The 19,784-nt window shown below is 51.6% G+C and carries 14 protein-coding genes; 5 read left to right on the top strand and 9 right to left on the bottom strand.

Annotation, left to right across the window (positions count from 1 at the left end):
• Positions 1–6: 6 nt before the first annotated feature.
• Positions 7–927: an aminotransferase class IV gene (locus K365_RS0106660; protein WP_156887693.1), complete on the bottom strand. Its 921-nt coding sequence runs from the start codon at positions 925–927 to the stop codon at positions 7–9.
• 216 nt (positions 928–1,143) lie between these two features.
• Positions 1,144–2,904 carry a hydroxylamine reductase gene (hcp, locus tag K365_RS0106655; protein ID WP_156887692.1) on the bottom strand — a complete coding sequence of 587 codons (1,761 nt, stop codon included), beginning with the start codon at positions 2,902–2,904 and terminating at the stop codon, positions 1,144–1,146.
• Positions 2,905–3,105: 201 nt separating this feature from the next.
• Between hcp and K365_RS0106645 the strand changes: the two genes are divergently transcribed.
• Entirely contained in the window at positions 3,106–4,317 is a 1,212-nt protein-coding gene (locus K365_RS0106645; RefSeq protein ID WP_024333965.1) for an ATP-binding protein, read from the top strand.
• A gap of 455 nt (positions 4,318–4,772) precedes the next feature.
• Here K365_RS0106645 and K365_RS0106635 read toward each other — a convergent pair whose 3' ends face one another.
• The 6 genes from K365_RS0106635 to K365_RS0106610 form a co-directional block, all read right to left on the bottom strand.
• The gene (locus K365_RS0106635) at positions 4,773–5,534 is read right to left on the bottom strand and encodes a CoA-transferase subunit beta (RefSeq protein ID WP_024333964.1); all 762 of its coding nucleotides are present in this window, start codon (positions 5,532–5,534) and stop codon (positions 4,773–4,775) included.
• Between the two features lie 14 nt (positions 5,535–5,548).
• On the bottom strand, positions 5,549–6,502 hold the full coding sequence (locus tag K365_RS0106630) for a CoA transferase subunit A (RefSeq protein ID WP_245569141.1): 954 nt from the start codon (positions 6,500–6,502) through the stop codon (positions 5,549–5,551).
• Between the two features lie 121 nt (positions 6,503–6,623).
• The gene (locus tag K365_RS27185) at positions 6,624–6,893 is read right to left on the bottom strand and encodes a TIGR04076 family protein (RefSeq protein WP_084489778.1); all 270 of its coding nucleotides are present in this window, start codon (positions 6,891–6,893) and stop codon (positions 6,624–6,626) included.
• A 10-nt stretch (positions 6,894–6,903) separates the two neighbouring features.
• On the bottom strand, positions 6,904–7,494 hold the full coding sequence (locus tag K365_RS0106620) for a hypothetical protein (protein WP_024333962.1): 591 nt from the start codon (positions 7,492–7,494) through the stop codon (positions 6,904–6,906).
• A gap of 86 nt (positions 7,495–7,580) precedes the next feature.
• Positions 7,581–9,692: a hydantoinase/oxoprolinase family protein gene (locus K365_RS0106615; RefSeq protein ID WP_024333961.1), complete on the bottom strand. Its 2,112-nt coding sequence runs from the start codon at positions 9,690–9,692 to the stop codon at positions 7,581–7,583.
• Positions 9,685–11,532 carry a hydantoinase B/oxoprolinase family protein gene (locus K365_RS0106610; protein ID WP_051147814.1) on the bottom strand — a complete coding sequence of 616 codons (1,848 nt, stop codon included), beginning with the start codon at positions 11,530–11,532 and terminating at the stop codon, positions 9,685–9,687. The genes K365_RS0106615 and K365_RS0106610 overlap by 8 nt, the downstream gene beginning before the upstream one ends.
• A 706-nt stretch (positions 11,533–12,238) precedes the next feature.
• Here K365_RS0106610 and gabT point away from each other — a divergent pair.
• The 4 genes from gabT (at position 12,239) to K365_RS0106590 (ending at position 17,864) form a co-directional block, all read left to right on the top strand.
• Complete coding sequence (gabT, locus tag K365_RS0106605; RefSeq protein WP_024333959.1) at positions 12,239–13,546, top strand: 4-aminobutyrate--2-oxoglutarate transaminase; 1,308 nt, start codon at positions 12,239–12,241, stop codon at positions 13,544–13,546.
• 108 nt (positions 13,547–13,654) lie between these two features.
• Entirely contained in the window at positions 13,655–16,315 is a 2,661-nt protein-coding gene (locus K365_RS0106600) for a molybdopterin-dependent oxidoreductase (RefSeq protein WP_024333958.1), read from the top strand.
• 3 nt (positions 16,316–16,318) lie between these two features.
• On the top strand, positions 16,319–16,666 hold the full coding sequence (locus K365_RS0106595) for a TusE/DsrC/DsvC family sulfur relay protein (protein ID WP_024333957.1): 348 nt from the start codon (positions 16,319–16,321) through the stop codon (positions 16,664–16,666).
• A gap of 10 nt (positions 16,667–16,676) precedes the next feature.
• On the top strand, positions 16,677–17,864 hold the full coding sequence (locus tag K365_RS0106590; RefSeq protein ID WP_211221109.1) for an aminotransferase class V-fold PLP-dependent enzyme: 1,188 nt from the start codon (positions 16,677–16,679) through the stop codon (positions 17,862–17,864).
• A 97-nt stretch (positions 17,865–17,961) separates the two neighbouring features.
• Here K365_RS0106590 and K365_RS0106585 read toward each other — a convergent pair whose 3' ends face one another.
• Positions 17,962–19,710, bottom strand: a complete 1,749-nt coding sequence (locus K365_RS0106585) for a sigma-54 interaction domain-containing protein (protein WP_034625467.1) — start codon at positions 19,708–19,710, stop codon at positions 17,962–17,964.
• Positions 19,711–19,784 lie beyond the last annotated feature (74 nt).

The raw sequence follows: 19,784 nt of genomic DNA, 5'->3' as shown, positions 1-19,784 counted from the left end.
CCCGGATCAGGAAACCGGAAAAAGCCAGTCAGCAAACCGCCGGTTCCGGCCGGACGTGACCTCCGCCATCAGATCTGCCAGCTGCCGGGTCACCGGCCCGGGCACGGGGGACAGGGTGCGCTGCCCACAGGTTTTAACCGGCAGCACTTTCATGGGGGTACAGGTGAAAAAAATCTCTTCGGCAGTATCGAGCAGATCCGGAGATAGCCGGGCCTCTGCCACGGGGATGCCCAGGGTCTTTGCCAGGGTGATCACACTGTTCCGGGTAATGCTGTCCAGAACGGTTCCCAGAACCGGGGTCATGATCCGGCCGTCTTTGACCAGGAAAATGGATTCCGTGGCCCCTTCCGCCAGAAATCCCTGGGTATCCAGCATTACTGCCATGTCACACCCTTTTTTTCCGGCTTCCTGGCGGGCCAGCATGCCATTGAGATAATTGGCCGCTGCCTTGGCCTCGACCGGAACGGTCCCGGGATCCAGCTTGCGCCATGAGGAAACGCATAAGGTTGCCCCGTCTGCTGCCGGCACCCGCCGCCGGCCCAGATCCCGGGCCGGGTCCATGGCAAACACGGCAATGTCCAGGGTGTTGACCGAGGGCAGGATGTCAAAAGCGATCTCAGGATTGTATCCCAATATCTTCACAGCCCCCTGGCGGATGCCGTTTTCACGCGCAGTTTCGCACACCCCTGCCGCCACCGCTTCTAACGAAAGGCCCGGCACCATGTCCAGGGCCGCGGCACTGCGGAACAGGCGCTGTACATGGGCATCCAGCCGAAACACACAAGGGCCTGTGTCTTCAGTGTCATGGACACTCAGTACCTCGAAAATTGCCGCTCCCCTGGAAAAACTGTGGCTCATCATATGGATACAGGCCTGGTCCCAGGCAATAAATTCTCCGTTTACAAACACCCTGCGGTCAGAAAGCATGCGTTGCCCTTTCAAAATAATTTTTTCGGTCACCGTTCATCTTTGCCCGTGAATTATATATCGGAAAATCGACAAATGAAACCTTTGTGCAAAAAAGACAACCTGTGATCAGAAAATCGCTCTTTGCGCATTATGAATTAAAAAAGCCCCCCGGCGGTTTCGCCGGGGGGCTTGCTGTCAGACCTGAACATCCTGTGTTTATTTATTCAAGGCAGGCTATCCCAGGATTTTTTTCAGGTCCTGGTCCGGGGTGCTGATGGGGGTCAAATTGTAATTTTTCACCAGCACATCCAGAACATTGGGGCTCACAAAAGCCGGCAGAGAGGGGCCGATGTGAATATCCTTGATGCCCAGGTGCAACAGGCTCAAAAGAATGGCCACGGCTTTCTGTTCATACCAGGACAAAATAAAGGACAACGGCAGCCCGTTGACATCCGTGTCAAAGGCGTTGCCCAATGCCGCGGCAATGAGCACGGCGGAATGGGCGTCATTGCACTGGCCCACATCCAGCAGCCTCGGGATACCGTTGATATCGCCCAGCTGTTTTTTGAAGAACTTGAACTTGCCGCAGGCCAGGGTCAGCACAATGCTGTTGTCCGGGGTTTTTTCCACAAATTCGGTGTAGTAGTTACGGGACTTTTTCACGCCGTCGCACCCGCCCACCAGAAAGAAATGCCCGATGGACCCGTCCTTGACACCGGAGACAATCTTGTCTGCCACCCCCAGGACCGCATTGTGACCGAATCCCACCAAAACTTCCATGTCCGGTTTGTCTTCAGTGTATCCGGGCAGTTCCAGGGCCCGGTCGATCAACGGTTTGAGGTTGTTCTTGTTCACATGGGTGACCCCCGGCCATCCCACGGTGCCGGTGGTGAAGATATTCTGCTTGTAGGTCTGCTTGGGTTTCTGGATGCAGTTGGTGGTCATGAGAATGGCACCGGGAAATTCATCAAACTCTTTTTTCTGGTTCTGCCAGGCTGTGCCGTAATGGCCATAAAAATGGGGGAACCGCTCCTTGAGTTTCGGATATCCGTGGGTGGGCAGCATCTCACCATGGGTGTACACATAGATGCCTTTACCTTCACTGGCTTTAAGCACGGCTTCCAGATCGATGAGATCATGGCCGGACACCAGGATGGCTTTCCCTTTTTTGGCTCCCAGGGGCACCTTGGTGGGCACGGGATGGCCATAGGCTTCGGTGTTGCCGATACTGAGCAGTTCCATGGCCCGCAGGTTTTTCTCCCCGCACTCCAGGACCAGGCCCAAAAGCGCGTTCATGCCCAGGGTCTTGTCTTCCAGGGCCGCCATGGCCCGGTGAACGAATTCGTAATTGGCGTCATCTTCCTGGCCGTGTTCCGCGGCATGGTCGGTGTAGGCGGCCATCCCCTTGAGGCCGAACAGCAGCATGTGCTGCAAAGACCGGATATCCGGGTCCACATCCGGATCCGACATCAGGCCGTAGGCACCCGCCTGTTTGACCATGCCTTCCAGGGAGGGTTTGAGTTTCAGGGTCAGGGCATCGCTGGGGGACTCAATTTTTCCGCCGGCGGCATGAACTTTCTGAATCATTTTATCCCGATGGGCCACGGATTCGTGCAGCAGGTCTTCGAGCCGGTAGGGATCGAATTCCACATTGGTCAGGGTGGCAAACAGAGCCTCACAGGTGAACCGGTCGGTCTCAACATCTTTGATGTTGACCTGCCGGCCTGCTGTGCAGGCAATGGAAACACCTTTAAGGCTGTGCACCAGCAGATCCTGGAGTGCGGCCACCTCCGGGGTCTTGCCGCACACGCCCATGACCGTGCATCCCCTGCCTCCCATGGTCTGCTCACACTGGTAGCAGAACATCTTTGTCTTGTTCTCGGGTGCGGCAAACGCGGACGGGACTCTTAAAAACGCGGGAATCAGCGCACTTCCAGTGACAGCCAGGGTGCTGTTCTTTAAAAAATTTCGACGGGTAATCTCTTTCTTTTTCATGACATTCCTCCTTTTAGGTGCGGTTTCAGGCAACCGTTACCGGATACCCCTTTTTTGTTTTAACGTGCACCCATCATAAAGCAATGCCACGAGCGGTTCCTTGACCTGAATCAAGGAATGAAAAAAAGTAAAAATCATTTACAATCACAATTTATTGGAATAGACTCCATAAAAACAATGCAAAATCAGGAGTACATTCCGATGATACACCGTTTCATGGAAACCTACCGGCGGTTGATCGAAAGCACCCGACACCTTCACCACCGCTATATTTACCACAGATTCAACATTGAAAACCGCCTGACCGGCCTGATAGGTCCCAGAGGAACAGGCAAAACCACATTGCTGCTGCAATACATCAACGAAAAAATCGAGAACAAGTCGCAATGCATCTATGTGTCGGTTGACCATTTATATTTTTCAACACACCTGTTGATGGATTTTGTCGATGACCTGTATGAAGAATTCGGGGTGCGGTATTTTTTCCTGGATGAAATTCACAAATACCCCAACTGGAACCAGGAGATCAAAAACATTTACGATGCATATCCGGACATAAAAATTATATTTTCCGGCAGTTCGAGCATGGACCTGATTAAAGGCACCCATGATCTGTCCAGAAGGGGGATCATCTATCACATGAGCGGGATGTCATTCAGAGAATATCTGTTGTTCAACGGCATTGCCGATACGGGGTCCTTTACCCTGGATCAGATCATCGAAAAAAAGGAACAGATCCAATCGGATCTGGGTGATATTCCAAAACTCAAAGGCCATTTCAAACAATACCTGGGATGCGGTTATTATCCCTATTTTCTGGAAGATACCAAAACATATCATCAAAAAATTGTCCGGGTGATCCAGAAAACCATTTACGAGGACATCGCCGATTTTTATAAACTGAAAACCGAAAACCTTTCCAGTTTCAAGCGCATTCTGTCCTATCTGGCCACCACCCCGCCGGGAGAACTCAACAAAAACAGTATTGCCAAACATATTGGCTTAGACAGCAAAACCATCCACAATTATCTGGAAATGCTTGAAGAAACCGGCATGGTCGAACGGATATCAAAAAACAGAGCCGGAAGCAACCTGCTCAAGCACACGGAAAAAATCTATCTGGATAATCCAGACTTGTACCACGCCATCATCAGCGAAATCGGGTATGCATCCAAGACCGGAACCATCCGGGAGATCTTTTTCATCAAGATGCTGAAAAATGCCGGGAAAAATGTTTATTACAGCCCGGCCGGCGACTTTGAAGTCAACAAACATGTGTTTGAAATCGGCGGCAGATCCAAAACCGGGAAACAGATCAAGCATCTTCAGGACAAAGCATATCTGGTCAAAGATGATATCTTGTACGGCAGCCGCCGGGAAATTCCGCTGTACCTGTTCGGTTTTCTGTATTAAATGTAAAGTGTTACATTAATATCCCAAAAATCCGGTCAAAAATCCCAATTTGGAGTGCCTAAGTGAAAAAAAGCAAGGTATGGGAAAATGATAAGATTAATTGATGAATTTGAGCAGGTTGAAACCAAACAGCAGGAACCGCTGCATGCCTTTATCCTCCTCCCCCCTTTCGGGGGGGATAAGAGGGGGGGATTCTCAATATACATGGCCTAAAAAAAATGATGAAATTGTAAAGTGGGATTTGGTAAAAAAGCGTGAGAACATTTTTCCTCTACAAATCAGCATGTTACCATCTGTTTTTTAGCGCGCTTCTGCACCTCACAAATCCCACTAAAAAATGTATAAGGTCCATTCTCAAATTTTCTGAAAAAAGGCCTGATTTTGGCAAAAGATTGTGACATTTTGTTGGGATGCGAAAGTGACAATCTACAATTAAAAGCCTGAACTCCGGCGGATCAGAGAATCAACCCATGGGGATCGCATTTTTCCCGCAACAGGGTCAGTTCGGTCTGTGTCGGCACATCAATTTCCACGGCCCGGTCCGTGCGGATCTCAAACTCCATGTGATCCAGAATCTGTTCCGGAGTGATCCCGGGAAAGCATCCCAGCAGGATCATCTGCCGGGTGTCCGGATCAAATCCCATCACCCCCATGTCCGTGATCACCTTGTCCGGCCCCCCCGGAGGCAGGCCCGCGTTTTTGCGGCCGTCCGGCCCGTCCAGATACCCGGGGCTGGTGAGATAATCCAGTTTTTTCTTGAATTTCCGCTTCTCCATTTTCATGAAAATAATGCTGCGGGAGACAAACGAGGCCACGTCACAGGCCCCGCCGGAGCCGGAAAACCGCACATCCGGGGCGTCATAATCTCCGATCACCGTGGAGTTGAGGTTGCCGTAGATATCGATCTGGGCTGCACCCAGAATGCCCACCACCCGCTGGCCCACATAAGGATTCTGCATGGTGCAGAATGCATCCATCAGCCCGCCGTTGGCCGAGGTATGATACATGATCCGGGGATCGGCCACGGCCAGGGGAATATGGGCCAGCTCGGAATCAATGGCCCCGGTTTCAAAAAAAATCACGCTTTCCGGGGCGTTGATGTTCTTGGCAGCCATGGCCGCCAGCATGGAGATGCCCGTACCGCAGAACACGATATCGCCGTTGTTGATCTCCCGGGCCGCACAGATGGTCATCAGCTCTTTTAATGTATACTCCATGGTCACAGACTCCTTTATTTCCGGTCCAGGTCTTTGGCATATCCGCAGCCGCGGTCGGCCAGAATCGATTCCAGGCGGTGCCGGCCCACATGATCCAGCAGATCGGCATGGGTATTGTGCGCAAACACCATGTCATTCAAAAACTGATCAAACACGGTGTCATCCTTGGCGGCCCGGGCATACGCCTTCATATACACGGGATCATAGTCATAATACTGGAAGCAGGCCGTAGGGTATGCCCCGAACGGCACCTTGACCACGGCCGTGGCATGGATGAACGGAATCTGGTTTCTGTCGGGTTCGGTTTTAAGATAATCTTCATCCACCAGATCCTCGCACGTGATAATCAACACCCGGGACGCTTTGGCCTGTTCCACATCCGCAAAGGTCAACCCCTCCATGCGGCAGTTGCCTTTGACATCAGCCGTCTGCACATGAATGATGGTCACATCCGGATTGATGGCCGGCACCAGCACCACTTTTTCAGTTTCCCTCCACCCATCAAAAGGATTGTCCGCCACCACCAGCTTTTGGTTGGGAATCCGTGGGTCTTTATGTCTGAATTCTTGTGAAAACCCCCATTTTTCGATGATGTCCGTTCCCAGAGACGACCGGGTGGGCAGAAAGGGAATTCCCATGGCCCCGGCCAGAAACCGCAGAGTCATCTGAAAATTGGAATAATCCTCCACGGCAATGGTCTGTTCCTGAACCGCCTGCCTGAACCGGATGCAGGTGGACATGAACTTGCCCGTGCCTCCATAAGCGATTTCCAGACGGGACACACACCTGCCGCCGATCAGCTCGTCCACGCCCTGGCCGTTGGAATGGGCATACACATGCAGGTCTCTTTTTTCCTGCCGGATAATCTCATGCACGGCCGCCATGGGGTTGCGGTTCAACGTGAACCCGCCGATGGACAGGTGGCACCCGTCTGTGACATACCGGTTGATCGCCTCTTTGAGGGTCATCGTCTTGTTATTCCTTGCCTGCATTGATGTTCCTTAAATAAAATATTTTGAATAGCCTTAAAATTATACAAATCGGAAAGGAATAAAAGGCATGAAGCTCTCTTCCAAAATATTATTTATCTCAATCATAAAAGGTAATTTCGAACTCGACCAGCTTATCTGGGCAATACAATCGGTATCCATTTTTCCAGCCCAACTGTTTAGATTCAATACCAAAACGAGCACTCATAACCCATGGATAAATTGATAACAGCGCTGTAACACAGAAGGGACAGGATTTTTTAACATCAAGAACCGATCCCTGCAGGTATATTGAATCTCCAACTTTCATTATATCGCATTCTGAATGAACAATGTTTATTTTAACACGCTTATCAGGTTCTATTTGCATATGATAACTCTCATGATTTCAGTAGTGGTTTTCCCATTGGGAATTTCATCCCCGCTCCCTCTAATATTCCACCGATCGTCATAATGATGCCAAAAAAACCAGCTACGAAAAAAGCCCACCCGCTGACCAGCACCAGCCCGGAAAATCCCCAATAAATCAAAGCAAGCGTAGCAAGTCCGATATCAGCGGCAATAACAGATATCGAAGCGACAGCAGGCGAATATTTGAGAAATACAGGCGTGGTAAAAATCAGCACTATTGCCAAAATCGCCCACTCAAAACCCAAAATCCTGGTATCAAGTTCCCAACCATATATCGGAGCAAAATAATTGATGGCATAAGTAATAGATGAGCAAAATGCAAAAAATGCCCCAAAGTAGACCCAAGTTACTCCGCCAGCCACATTGCCCAGTTTCAATTGCGTTATGGCAGCTATCATATAGGGTATTGTGCATGCCAGAGAGACTGCGGCCATTAAAAGAAATGCCTTTTCATTTACAAATCCACATAATGATGGCCAGGCAATCCAGGTAGCGATTGAATAAGCTATCCATCCAGCAGGCCCAGCATCTGCAATTTTAACTTCCGTATTTTCTGCCATTTTATCTCCTTATTTTTGCAAAGAAAAGATTCATGGCTTTACCAGCTAATCGGATAACCAGTAAAGCCATAGTATCTGGAACAGTCTCAAGCTTTTTTCTTAATGAAATAAGTACTGAATTTTGTAACTTTCGCCTCATAACCTGGAAGGATACTTATGGTTGTTGTATCTTCTTCAATAATAGCAGGCCCATATATTCTGTTTCCGTAAGTCAGTAAATCTCCTTGATAAATATTTGTTTCCACCATCCCACCCAAATCTCTGAAATAGGCTTTTCTTTTACCCATCAGTGCATTTTCAGCTGGTTCTTCATTTGCCTTTACTTCAGTAATTATTTGCTTTGCTAAAATTTCTTTACGCTGACCGACCGCCTCTACTCTCCAGAATATACATTCGACATATGCATCCTCTTCCTTGACAGCAAACATTCTATCATGCTCTTCATGGAACCGTTCAACCATCTTTTTGAGGCCGTCTTCATCAAGGATAAACCCTTTTTTCATATATCCATCGATTCTAATCGGAATTTCCCAGACCTGGAAGGGATATCGACCTTCCATGTAAAAACGGTATTCCCGTGCATTTTCAGCAATGTTATTTCGATCAAAAAAATCGGTTGCCTCCTGAGCCAACTCTTTGAGTAGTAGATTGATCTGTTCAAAGTCGGGTTCTCTTGTTTCTGTATAAAAACTCCGACTGTTCTCAGAAACAACATTCGAAAAAATACCACCAGTAGCACTGAGAGCGCCAGCTGTCTTGGGAATAAGAATCTTTTTCATTTCCAGGCCGTCTGCAAGCGGAATCGTATGCACACCGCCCGCCCCACCCCCAGAAACCATTACATAGTCTCGAGGATCAATGCCCTGCCAGATGGTAATCTCCTTAATAGCTGCCACCATATTTGCATTAACCGTTGTCCAAATGGTAAAGGCGGCTTCTTCAATGCTCAATCCCATGGGGTCTGCAACATGTTCCTTGATTGCTTTTTCTGCGAAATTTTTATGGAGTTGCATCCTCCCGCCATTAAAGTAATCAGGGTCTATGTACCCCAAAACTACATTTGCATCTGTAACAGTTGGCTTTGTACCACCCCAGTTATAACATGCGGGACCTGGATTAGATCCTGCGCTTTTAGGACCAACCCGGCACATTCCACCAGAGTCAACCCATGCAATGCTGCCGCCGCCAGCCCCGATACTATGGACATTTACTCGAGATATGCCAGGAATTTCCCAGCCGATTTTAGCCTCACGTGTGACTGAGACCTCACCTCCCAAAACACAACTTACATCAAAAGAAGTTCCTCCCATATCAAGAATGACGACATCTTTAATGCCAAGATCTGCTTCAGATATTTTTCGACCTGCTATTGGCGCTAGGGCAGGACCAGAATCTATCGAATATAGTGGACGGGCTGAAATTTCATCTGCATTTGAAACACCACCACTGGAATTCAACATGCCCACTTCACCTTTAAAACCAAGTTCCCGTAAACGGTCATTGAGATTTTTAGTATAGGTAGAGATAATCCTTTTCAGCGAGGCATCCATAGCAGTAGATACCCATCTCCGATATTCACGAATACAGGGATTGACTACTGAACTGATGACAACTTCACATTCAGGCCAAACTTCTTTTGCAATTTTTGCTGCCTGTTGTTCGTGAATTGGATTAGCCACCGACCAGAGCAGACATATTGCAATTGCCTTAACATCCCACTCCTTAAGCTGTAGAACCGCTTTTTTTACTTCTTCTACATTCAAAGGAGTCTCTATTCCTCCTTCTGCATTAATCCTTTCCTCCACTGGAAGCGTCAAATAACGGGGAATATAGGGTTCCGGATAGTCGAGCTGAAAATCGAAAGGATCTTTTACCGGCCCTTCTCTCCAGAGGAGAACATCTCTATGTCCCTTGGTAACTATCATACCAACCTTATCGACTCTGCCTTCCAAAACAGCATTTGTTGCAATGGTTGAGCCATGCGTTAACACCCCGGCATCAATGAGACTGCAAGAAGCCATAAATTCAGCCATCGGTTGATTCCAGTATTCTGCAGCTAGATTCAAAGCACCAATTATACCTTTAGCATAATCATCATGTGTTGTCGGCGACTTAAAGACTCGCATTTCACCATTTTCATCAATGACGGCCGCATCAGTAAAAGTTCCACCAACATCTGTACAAACATATTTACTCATTGCTGCCTCCTTCTACACGTTTTGCTTCTTTCATTTTTTTTCTAAGTTCCCCAGTAGCTTTTACATCAACGGCAAATTTTTCAGTTTTTGTGTCAAGTACAACACCATAAACTTCTTTGGCAAATTCTACAGAAATCCACCCTTCCCGTGCACGGTGGTTTACAAGTTCAGGATCACGATCAAGTGGATCTCCATACCCTCCACCACTGGAACTATGAGATACGATTGCTTCCCCAAATTTCATTTCTGGGTTAGCAAACGGAGGCAGTTCAGTTTTTGCATCCAACCCTTCTGCGATAGTATATTTCCATGCCCCTGATTTATGCCCATCTCGACCTCCCTTTGCGCCTTTGGGAAGATTATCTTGGCCATCACATGAATATGCGGCCATCATAGGATGTTTTCTGGGAGCAAGAATAAATTGACATGCAGGGGCTGAATCCCATTGCCCTGAACCGATACCATCTTGAATAATTTCTTCTTCGCGCACCAGCACCGGATAACGCTGCTCCATAATCTCCGTACTGGTCCAATATAGCCCACCACCGGTACAAGGATATTGATAAGTTACCCAGCCGTCATGGCCATTTGTGCCCGGACCACCAGTCATACCACAGAACAGCTGATTAACGTATGGTTCATCCTCTCGACGCCAGTCTTTACCGGAAATGACTGATACTGCCGGACATTGAACAGCGCCGCCTTCTGCAATACCTCTTGAGTCGAGTTCAGGGATCTGATTGAAAAGACACTGAACACCAGAAATAAGCCTATCTGCAACATTAGTTGTTGCAAGGGAAGAGGAGTAAGGATACTTTGCCTTACCAACAACACAGCCTTCCCTTGTCAGCACTTGTATACGTGACATGGCCCCATTGTTATGCGGCATATCGGCCGGCATACGATTCAAAAATCCTGTCCGGGCGCTGGCAACCGTCGTTGCTTCACAAAGATTTAGACCACAAAGCTGTGAATCTTCATTGTCTCGTAAATCTATAGTAATATAGCCTTCATCAGGATTGATAGTGGCTTTGATATGAATATCAATCTGAGGCAACAAATCGGGTATACGGTCATGACTGATACGATAATCCCAAGTACCTGCAGGAAGCTTTTTTATCTCTTCAACCATTCTTTTTTTACCGTATTCTTGATAAGAGTTGCAAAACTCCTTAATGACATCATTGCCATATTCTTTGCACATATCTTGCAGTCGTCTTTCGCCAATTCTGGCTGAACCAACACCAGCAAGATAATCACCATACCACTGATCAGGCACACGAATTCGCATCATGGCAATACGAATAAGATCATGCACATCTTTATATCCTTTCTGGATTTTGACACAAGGCCAGTCAATTGCTCCTTCTTCATAAAGGTCCAATGCAGTTGGGTGGTAGGTGCTTGGGATACTATTACCACAGTCTGCCTGGTGCCCTTTTGCTGCAGTCCAGAACATCAGTTCACCATCACTAAAAACAGGAGCGATATAGGTGTAATCTGCATGATGTGTGTTTCCATTATATGGAGAGTTGTTTAAGAACAGATCCCCTTCTTGAATACCTTCAGGATGATTGAATGCCGGTCTAACAGATAGCCCCATGTTAGCAACATGGACAGGAATACAGGGTGGAAGAGAAATAACATCTGCATTTCTGTCGCAAATAGCTGTAGACAAGTCTCTACAGATACTCATTAGAAGTGAACGTGCTGTGCGCACCATCGTATTGGTCATTTCAACACCAATACAGAACATGCGGCTAGACAAAACCGACATCAGATAGGGCTCTATCGTCACCCCGTCACCCCAACTTTTATCCACAAATTTTTCTTCACTCATACGATAACTCCTTGTATATTTATTTAGGCTTGCACCCCAATGATGCCAGCCAGGACTGCAATTTTTCTTTAACTTGATCAAGGGTTAATATTTGGTGTTCAAAAAATTCGATTTAAATGCATCATAAATGTGACTTTTTTTGTTGTATTGGCCTCAGCAATTAGTATGCCAAAATCAAAAAAATCTATCATATTCTAAATCTTTAGCTTTAAAAATTTTATTTTTATGAAATAATCATGTGACAGACTGTGGATGATTCATCGAAACAACAAATACGCCTTACCCAACCTGGCAAAAATATGCATATTTGCATATTTTTGCCAAGACAAGACGACATCTCAACAATATTTTTCAATTAAATCAAATAATTAACAAAAAAGCTTTTTTGATATGCAAAATTGCATTATTATGCATATTTGATTTATTTCAATTTTTTTAGTGTCAAAGCTTGCAAACCGAAAACAAAAAACTTGACGGAAAGCTTTTTAATTACAGAAACAGTCTTCTAATAAAAGCTTTTTAATTACAGAAACAGCCTTCTAATAAAAGCTTTTTTGGCACATATTTTGCTCAACCTGAGTATCAAGCAAATTTTTTGTTCTTTTTTTTTGATTTAATCAACTTGAATAATAATGATGTATAACACTACTTACAGATTGAATGGTATCAACCTTTATAATAATTTCAATTTTTCTGGAGAAACAAAATGACTTCCAACAAAACCGAGTATTTCAATGAGCTCAGAAAAGCACATGTGGCCCAGGGACCGGCCAATCTCACCACGGCCGTGATTGCAAAAGCCAGCGGTGCGACCATGACCGATGTGGACGGTAAAACATTCATCGACTTTGCCGGCGGCATCGGGGTCAACAACGTGGGCCATGCCCATCCCAAAGTGGTCAAAGCCATCAAGGATCAGGCGGACCGGTTCATCCACACCTGTTTTCACGTGGGCATGTATGATTCATATATTGAGCTGGCAAAAAAACTCAATGACCTGGTTCCCGGAGATTTTGCCAAAAAAACCATGTTTGCCAACTCCGGGGCCGAAGCCGTGGAAAACGCCGTAAAAGTCGCCCGGTACGCCACCAAACGCCCGGCAGTGATCGCGTTTGAAAACGGATTTCACGGCCGGACGCTGATGACCATGTCTTTGACCAGCAAAATCAAACCTTATAAATACGGGTTCGGTCCGTTTGCCCCGGAAGTGTACCGCCTGCCCTATGCCTACTGCTACCGGTGCCCCATGGGATGCACTTATCCGTCCTGCAACATTGCCTGTATAGAGATGATTGAATCATTTTTCATCACCCATGTGGACCCGGAATCCTGTGCCGCCATTATTGCCGAACCCATCCAGGGGGAAGGCGGATTTGTCACCCCGCCGCCGGAATATTTCCCGAAACTGGCGGCCATTGCTAAAAAATACGGCATCCTGCTGATCATGGACGAAGTCCAGTCCGGTGCCGGCCGGACCGGCAAATTCCTGGCCACTGAACACTGGGGCATTGAACCGGATATCGTCACCCAGGCCAAAAGCCTGGCCGGCGGCATGCCTTTGAGTGCGGTCACGGGACGCTCTGAACTCATGGATGCCCCGCATCCCGGGGGTCTGGGCGGCACTTACAGCGGCAATCCTCTGTCCTGCCAGGCCGCCCTGGCCGTTCTGGAGATTTTGTTTGAAGACAATCTGCTGGAACGGTCCCGGCAGCTGGGTGACATCCTGCAAAAACGGTTTGCCGAACTGGCGGACCGCCATGAGATCATCGGCGAAGTCCGGGGCAAAGGTCCCATGCTGGCCCTGGAACTGGTCAATGACCGCGACACAAAAGAACCGGCCACGGACGCCGCCAAAAAACTGACCCAGATCTGCTACGACAAGGGGTTGGTGATTCTTTCATGCGGCAATTTCGGCAATGTGATCCGGACCCTGATGCCGTTTGTCATCACGGATGAAGAACTTGACAAAGGCCTGTCCATACTGGAAGACGGATTTTCATCTCTGGAAAAGTAAACCAGGTGCCCTGACGCACCGGGACCATCCGGAAAAAGGGACTGGAACACCTGATGAAAAAATCGTATAAAACCTTATAAAAGGGATGCAATACTTGGGAGATAGTCAATGAAGATAGTCAATTTGCGCGTCAACGGCAAACCGGTCCAGGTGATCGCGGATGACACACTGGTCCTTTTGGATCTGCTCCGTGACACCCTGGGCCTTGCCGGAACCAAACAGTCCTGCGACCGGAAAGGCCAGTGCGGGGCCTGCATGGTGATCGTGAACGGCAAAGCGGTGCTGTCCTGCCTCACCCGGGTCGAAAAACTGGGCGGCGCGGATGTCATCACGGTGGAAGGCCTGGGAACACCGGATAATCCCCATCTGATCCAGCAGGCGTTTTTGCTGGCCGGTGCCATCCAGTGCGGGTTCTGCACCCCCGGCATGATCATGGCCGCCAAAGCCCTCTTGGATCAAACTCTCACCCCGACCCCCGAGGAGATCAAACATGCCCTGCGCCGGAACCTGTGCCGGTGCACCGGGTATACCAAGATCATCGAGGCGGTGCAGCTGGCCGCCCGCTTCCTCAGGGGTGACACCACGCCGGAACAGGTGGCTCCCGGGGCTGGGTCCGGCCTGATGGGGGTGAACCATCCACGGCCCTCGGCAATGGCCAAGGCCTGCGGCACCGCCGCCTTTACCGCGGATATCCGGATACCCGGCGCCCTGGAGCTGGCAGCCCTGCGCAGTCCCCACGCCCATGCCGACATCTTGTCCATCGATGTGTCAAAGGCCCTGGCCTGCCCAGGGGTGGCCGGTGTGATGACGGCAAAGGACATCCAGGGCACGAACCGGCTCAAGTACATGGTTCCTGACCGCCCGGTCTTGTGCGAAGACCGGGTCCGGTATATCGGGGACCCCGTGGCCGTGGTGGCGGCCGCCACCCGGCAGCAGGCCCTGGACGCATTGGCAGAAATCGATATCACCTACACCCTGCTGCCCGTGCTGTCCGACCCCATGGAAGCTTTGACTTCGGATGCCGTCCAGATCCATGACCAGTGGCCAAACCTGTGCTTTACCCAGCCCCAGATCAAGGGGGATGCCAAAAAAGCGCTGGAAGGGTCTCACGCGGTCATTCAGGCCCGTTTCAAGACTCAGACCAACCACCAGGCCCCGCTGGAACCGGAAGCATGCGCCGCTTTCATGGAAGGATCGGGTGAAGAGAAACAGCTGGTGGTGATCGGCAGGAGCATCAACATCCACCACCACCTGGGTATGCTCCAGGAGGCGGTGGGGTGGGAGAACATGCGGTATGTGGAGGCGTTTTCAGGGGGCCAGTTCGGCATCAAGCTGGAAATCACCTCCGAAGGCATTGCCGCAGCCGCGGCCCTGCATTTCCGGCAGCCCGTACGCTACATCCCCGGGCTCGAAGAATCGATGCAGATGTCCTCCAAGCGGCATTCATTCCAGATGAATGTGACGTTAGGGGCGGACGCGGCCCACCGCCTGACCGGTCTGGACATGGATATGGTGGTGGACAACGGGGCGTATCACTCCAACGGAAACGTCATTGTCAACCGTGCCCTGCTCATGCTCTCCGGGTCCTATCACATTCCAGATGTCCACTGTCTGTCCCGCCTGGTCTATACCAACAACCCATGGGGCAGCGCAGCCCGGGGGGCGGGACCGCCACAGGCCCATTTCGCCCTGGAATGCGCCATGGACATGCTGGCTGCCAAACTGGGCATTGACCCGCTCCGGTTCAGACAACTCAACTCCCTGGTCCCGGGCCAGACCAAATCCACGGGCCAAGCCGTGGACCAGTGGCCGTTTCCAGAGCTGTGCGATGCCATCCGTCCGAATTACGAACTGGCGATCCGGGAGGCAACGGCATTTGCGCATGACACCCTGATCCGGGGGGTCGGACTGGCTGCCGGGGCATTCGGCATCGGCGGCCCCGGGGACAGCGCCATTGCCGCAGTCGAGCTGGACAGCGACGGCGGCATCACCATATATGCGGCGGCAGCGGATCCCGGGGAAGGCACCGATTCCATGCTGACCCAGCTGGCGGCCCGGCACATGCACCTTCCCCTAGACAAAATCCGGCTGGTGACCCGGGACACGGATCTGACCACGGCCACGGGACCGGCTGCCGGCAGCCGCCTGACCTTCATGGTGGGCGGGGCCCTGGTGGAGGCGGTCAATGCGTTGAAAAACGCCATGGCGGAAGTGGGTGCCAAAACTGCGGGGGACCTGAAAAAAGCCGGCAAACCGGTCCGGTACATTGGCAGGAAAAAATCCGCCCATGCCGGCACCCTGGACGAAAAAACCGGCCAGGGACCGTCTTTCGATTCCCAGGTCCATGCCATCCAGCTGGCGGAAATCGAGGTGGACACCCGGACCGGCGGAATCCGGATCATCCGGATGACCACGGCCTGCGACGCCGGGGTCCTGATCCATCCCCAGAATGTGGAAGGACAACTCCATGGCGGCATGGACATGGGGGCCGGGTTTGCGCTGCGGGAGCAGTATATCGCTGGCCAGACAAAGGACTGGGCCACCTTCCGGTTCCCCAGTATGAAAACCGCTTTTGACATGGAAACGATCCTGCTCCAGACCCCGCGGACCCGGGGGCCTGCCGGCGCGGTGGGCGTCGGGGAGATGACCATGGTTCCTACGGCCCCGGCCATCATCAATGCGCTGTACAACGCCTGCGGCATCTGGGTCACCGACCTGCCGGCCACCCCTGAAAAGGTCAAGGCAAAACTGGCGGAAAAAGGGAAATAACCCGTGAGCTGGGAAGACTCCCGTACCCCCGGTCCCCGGACCCGGATCATTCATGGACGGCAGATTGTTTTTGACAGCGAGGGGTTTTTCGATGACCCGGATGACTGGACCGAAGACACGGCCCGGTTTCTGGCGGTGGAAACCGGGCTGGACCCCCTGGGCGATGACCACCTGAACGTGCTGCGGTTCCTCAGGGACTATTATTACTGCAACGGGCGGGCCCCCTTAAACAACGTCCTCAGGAACGGCATAAACATGCGTATCAGCCGGATCGAGGCCCTTTTTCCCGGAGGAATCAAATTCGGGGCCCGGCGCCTGGCCGGGCTTCCCAACCCCAAATCCTGCATGTGACATAACCGATATGGAAAACAAGAAACCGAATATGGACAACCCGTTCATCTACATGGACCATGCGGCCACCACCTTTCCCCGGCCGTCCGGGGTGCTGGACCGGATGACGGCCCGGTACCGCCGAATGGGGTGTTCCCCGGGACGGGGCGGGTATGACATGGCCGTGGAGGCCGGGCAATACATCCACCAGGTTCGGCAGCGGATCGCCGCCTGGTTCGGGGCCCCGGATCCCGACCGGGTCGTGTTCACCAGCAATGCCACGGATGCCCTGAACCTGGCCATTTCAGGAATGACGCGCCCGGGCGACCACGTGGTGTCCACGACGTTGGAACACAATTCCGTGCTCCGGCCCCTGTACCACCTCCGGCAATCCGGCCGTATCGACTACACGCTTGTGGAATTCGATTCCCGAGGTATCGTCACTCCGGAGGCGATCGCCAGAGCCATCCGTGACCATACCCGGCTGGTGGTGATCAACCACGCTTCCAACGTACTGGGAACGGTCCAGCCCATTGCCGGAATCGGACAGATCTGCCGGAACCGGGGGATCCCGCTGGTGATCGACACGGCCCAGAGTGCGGGATTTATCCCCATTGACATGGAATCCTGGCACGTGAGCGCCCTGGCCTTCACCGGGCACAAGGCCCTGCTGGGTCCCACCGGAACCGGAGGGCTGGTGACCCTGCCGGATGTCCGGATATCCCCTACCCGGTTCGGCGGCACGGGCGTGGAATCCCTTCGTCTGGACCAACCCGAAGCCTTTCCCCACCGCCTGGAAACCGGTACCCTGAACCTTTTGGGAATCATCGGCCTAGACGAGGGATTGATCTTTCTGGAAACATCCGGCTTCCGGAAGACGCTTCAACGCAAAGCCGCCTTGGCATCCCAGTTACGGCAGGGCCTGGCCGCCATCGGCGGGGTGACCGTCTACGGCACCGCCCCCGGCCCGGGACATGTGCCCCTGGTTACCTGCAACATCGACGGAATTCACCCATCAGATGCGGGCATGATCCTGGACGGCGATTACGGCATTGCGGTTCGAACCGGCCTGCACTGCGCCCCACTGGTGCATGAGGCGATCGGCACCTCTCCCGGCGGCGCGGTCCGGTTCAGTCTTGGCTGGAACACCACACAAAAGGAGGTGGAACAGTCCATTGAGGCGGTGAAAGAGATGGTTTCCGAAACATCCCTGTCCTGATTCTGCCGGGTTGTTCCGGAACGTGGGGGGTCTCATCGGCTGACGTATCATCCCTGAACGGACGAGCTGTCCTGAACTGAGCGGGGGAATCTTTCGGTCAAGGCCTGTCCAGGCCGTATTTTTTGATTTTCCTGGCAATGGTGGACTGGTTGATCCCAAGCATCCCGGCGGCATTGACCTGGGTTTTTCCTTTTTTCAACGCCCGGACCAGCATTTTTTTTTCCAGGTCCGCCACCATCTGGGACAGGGTGAGGCCCGGATGCCAAGCCGTGTCACCGGTGTCACAGGAGAGTATGGCCTCCCGGATACTGCCGGGCAGGTCCTCGTACTCAATCTGCGGTTTCCGGGCCATGACCACCAGGCGTTCACAGATATTGATCAGTTCCCGGACATTTCCCGGAAACGGGTAGGCGGTCAGGGCATCTGCGGCCTCCCTGGACACGGCCATCCTGGGCTTCTCATATTTGCCTGCAAACCGGTCCAGGTAATGGGTGATCAGCGGGACTAGGCACCCGGCGCGCTCCCGGAGCGGCGGAATGGTCAAAGGAACCACATGAAGCCGGAAGTACAGGTCGCTGCGGAACAGATTGTCCTGGATCATCTCCTTTAAATCCCGGTTGGTGGCGGCAATGATCCGCACATCCACCTGCCGCCCCCGGGTGCTGCCCACCCGGGAGATCACCCCGTCCTCCAGGAATTTGAGCAGTTTCACCTGGGATGCCAGAGGCAGCTCGGCAATCTCGTCCAGGAAAATGATCCCCTTGTCCGCAGTTTCAAACTTACCGGGCTTGCCCTTGTGACCGGCACCGGTGAACGCCCCTTTTTCATATCCGAACAACTCGCTTTCCACCAGGGTATCCGGGATGGCCCCGCAATTGATCCGGATCATGGGATGACCGGCCCTGGCGGAATACCGGTGGATCAGGTCGGCAATCACACCCTTGCCAGTGCCGCTTTCCCCTAAAATCAACACAGTGGTGTCCACCTGGGCCAGCTTGACCGCTTTTTGAACGATTTTCCGGAAATTGTCGCTCCTGGCAACTATGTGGCGAGATTCGGTCTCTTCAATCTGTTTTTCCAGCATGTCCCGTTTATACTGCTCGGTCAGCTCGACATTTTCTCGGAGCTGCTCCTGCAGCCGGGTGATTTCCGTGATATCCCGCTCATTGATCACCACCCTGAACAGGTCTCCGTTCTTGTCAAACACAGGCGTCCCAGTCAAAAGCAGATCACGCCCGATGCGGGTTTTCTGGACCAGGGAGACCTTCTGCCTGGTTTTGAGCACCTCCAGGGTCACGGACCGGTCCACCAGTTTTTTTTCCACCAGCTCGGTCATGTGCTTGCCCACAACCTCTGCGGCTGTCAGCCCGATCATTTTTTCCGATGCCGGATTGACCCTCACCACCACCCCGTTGCCGTCACAGATCCACAACCCGTCATTGGAGCTGTCAATGATGGTGTCCAGCTCAATGGACAGCTGCTGAAACCCTTTCATGCGGTTGGTGATATTGGTCAGCGCGGTCATGTCTTCAAAAATGGCAATGATGCCGATGGCGGCGTTGCCATGGTGAACCGGCCCCAGCATCACTGAATACCGGCTGTCGTTTTTTTCCACGATCAGGCCGGTTTCAACAATCTGATCCGACAGGACTTTCCGGGCCGATGCAGTCAGGGAGGGAATGGTGGCCGACAAAAAAGCACCGGGATACAGCCCCAGACAGTTTCTGGCCGGCGGGTTGGATATCAGGGCCTGGAGCGAATTGTCAAATACGGCCACCCCGCTGGGCGTGGCATTGAGCAATGCACTGCCGAATTCCTTCCAGTTCAGATCAATGGGTTCTTGCATGGATTTTCCTTTCGGGAAAAACATTGCCCCAAATCCAGCAAAAAGTCAAATCCCGGTTTTTTAAAACTCGAAAA

Origin of the sequence: Desulfotignum balticum DSM 7044, from assembly GCF_000421285.1 — a bacterium.
Classification (GTDB): domain Bacteria; phylum Desulfobacterota; class Desulfobacteria; order Desulfobacterales; family Desulfobacteraceae; genus Desulfotignum; species Desulfotignum balticum.
Note: the sequence above shows the minus strand (reverse complement) of the source record. Positions and strands in the feature narration are given on the sequence as shown.

What these genes read in the sequence shown, in the direction of transcription:
- K365_RS0106615 (WP_024333961.1), bottom strand. Translation starts at nt 9,692, where the DNA reads ATGAGTAAATATGTTTGTACAGATGTTGGTGGAACTTTTACTGATGCG.
- K365_RS0106585 (WP_034625467.1), bottom strand. Translation starts at nt 19,710, where the DNA reads ATGCAAGAACCCATTGATCTGAACTGGAAGGAATTCGGCAGTGCATTG.
- K365_RS0106600 (WP_024333958.1), top strand. Translation starts at nt 13,655, where the DNA reads ATGAAGATAGTCAATTTGCGCGTCAACGGCAAACCGGTCCAGGTGATC.
- K365_RS27185 (WP_084489778.1), bottom strand. Translation starts at nt 6,893, where the DNA reads ATGCAAATAGAACCTGATAAGCGTGTTAAAATAAACATTGTTCATTCA.
- K365_RS0106620 (WP_024333962.1), bottom strand. Translation starts at nt 7,494, where the DNA reads ATGGCAGAAAATACGGAAGTTAAAATTGCAGATGCTGGGCCTGCTGGA.
- K365_RS0106660 (WP_156887693.1), bottom strand. Translation starts at nt 927, where the DNA reads ATGCTTTCTGACCGCAGGGTGTTTGTAAACGGAGAATTTATTGCCTGG.
- K365_RS0106635 (WP_024333964.1), bottom strand. Translation starts at nt 5,534, where the DNA reads ATGGAGTATACATTAAAAGAGCTGATGACCATCTGTGCGGCCCGGGAG.
- K365_RS0106590 (WP_211221109.1), top strand. Translation starts at nt 16,677, where the DNA reads ATGGAAAACAAGAAACCGAATATGGACAACCCGTTCATCTACATGGAC.
- K365_RS0106645 (WP_024333965.1), top strand. Translation starts at nt 3,106, where the DNA reads ATGATACACCGTTTCATGGAAACCTACCGGCGGTTGATCGAAAGCACC.
- K365_RS0106610 (WP_051147814.1), bottom strand. Translation starts at nt 11,532, where the DNA reads ATGAGTGAAGAAAAATTTGTGGATAAAAGTTGGGGTGACGGGGTGACG.
- hcp (WP_156887692.1), bottom strand. Translation starts at nt 2,904, where the DNA reads ATGAAAAAGAAAGAGATTACCCGTCGAAATTTTTTAAAGAACAGCACC.
- gabT (WP_024333959.1), top strand. Translation starts at nt 12,239, where the DNA reads ATGACTTCCAACAAAACCGAGTATTTCAATGAGCTCAGAAAAGCACAT.
- K365_RS0106630 (WP_245569141.1), bottom strand. Translation starts at nt 6,502, where the DNA reads ATGACCCTCAAAGAGGCGATCAACCGGTATGTCACAGACGGGTGCCAC.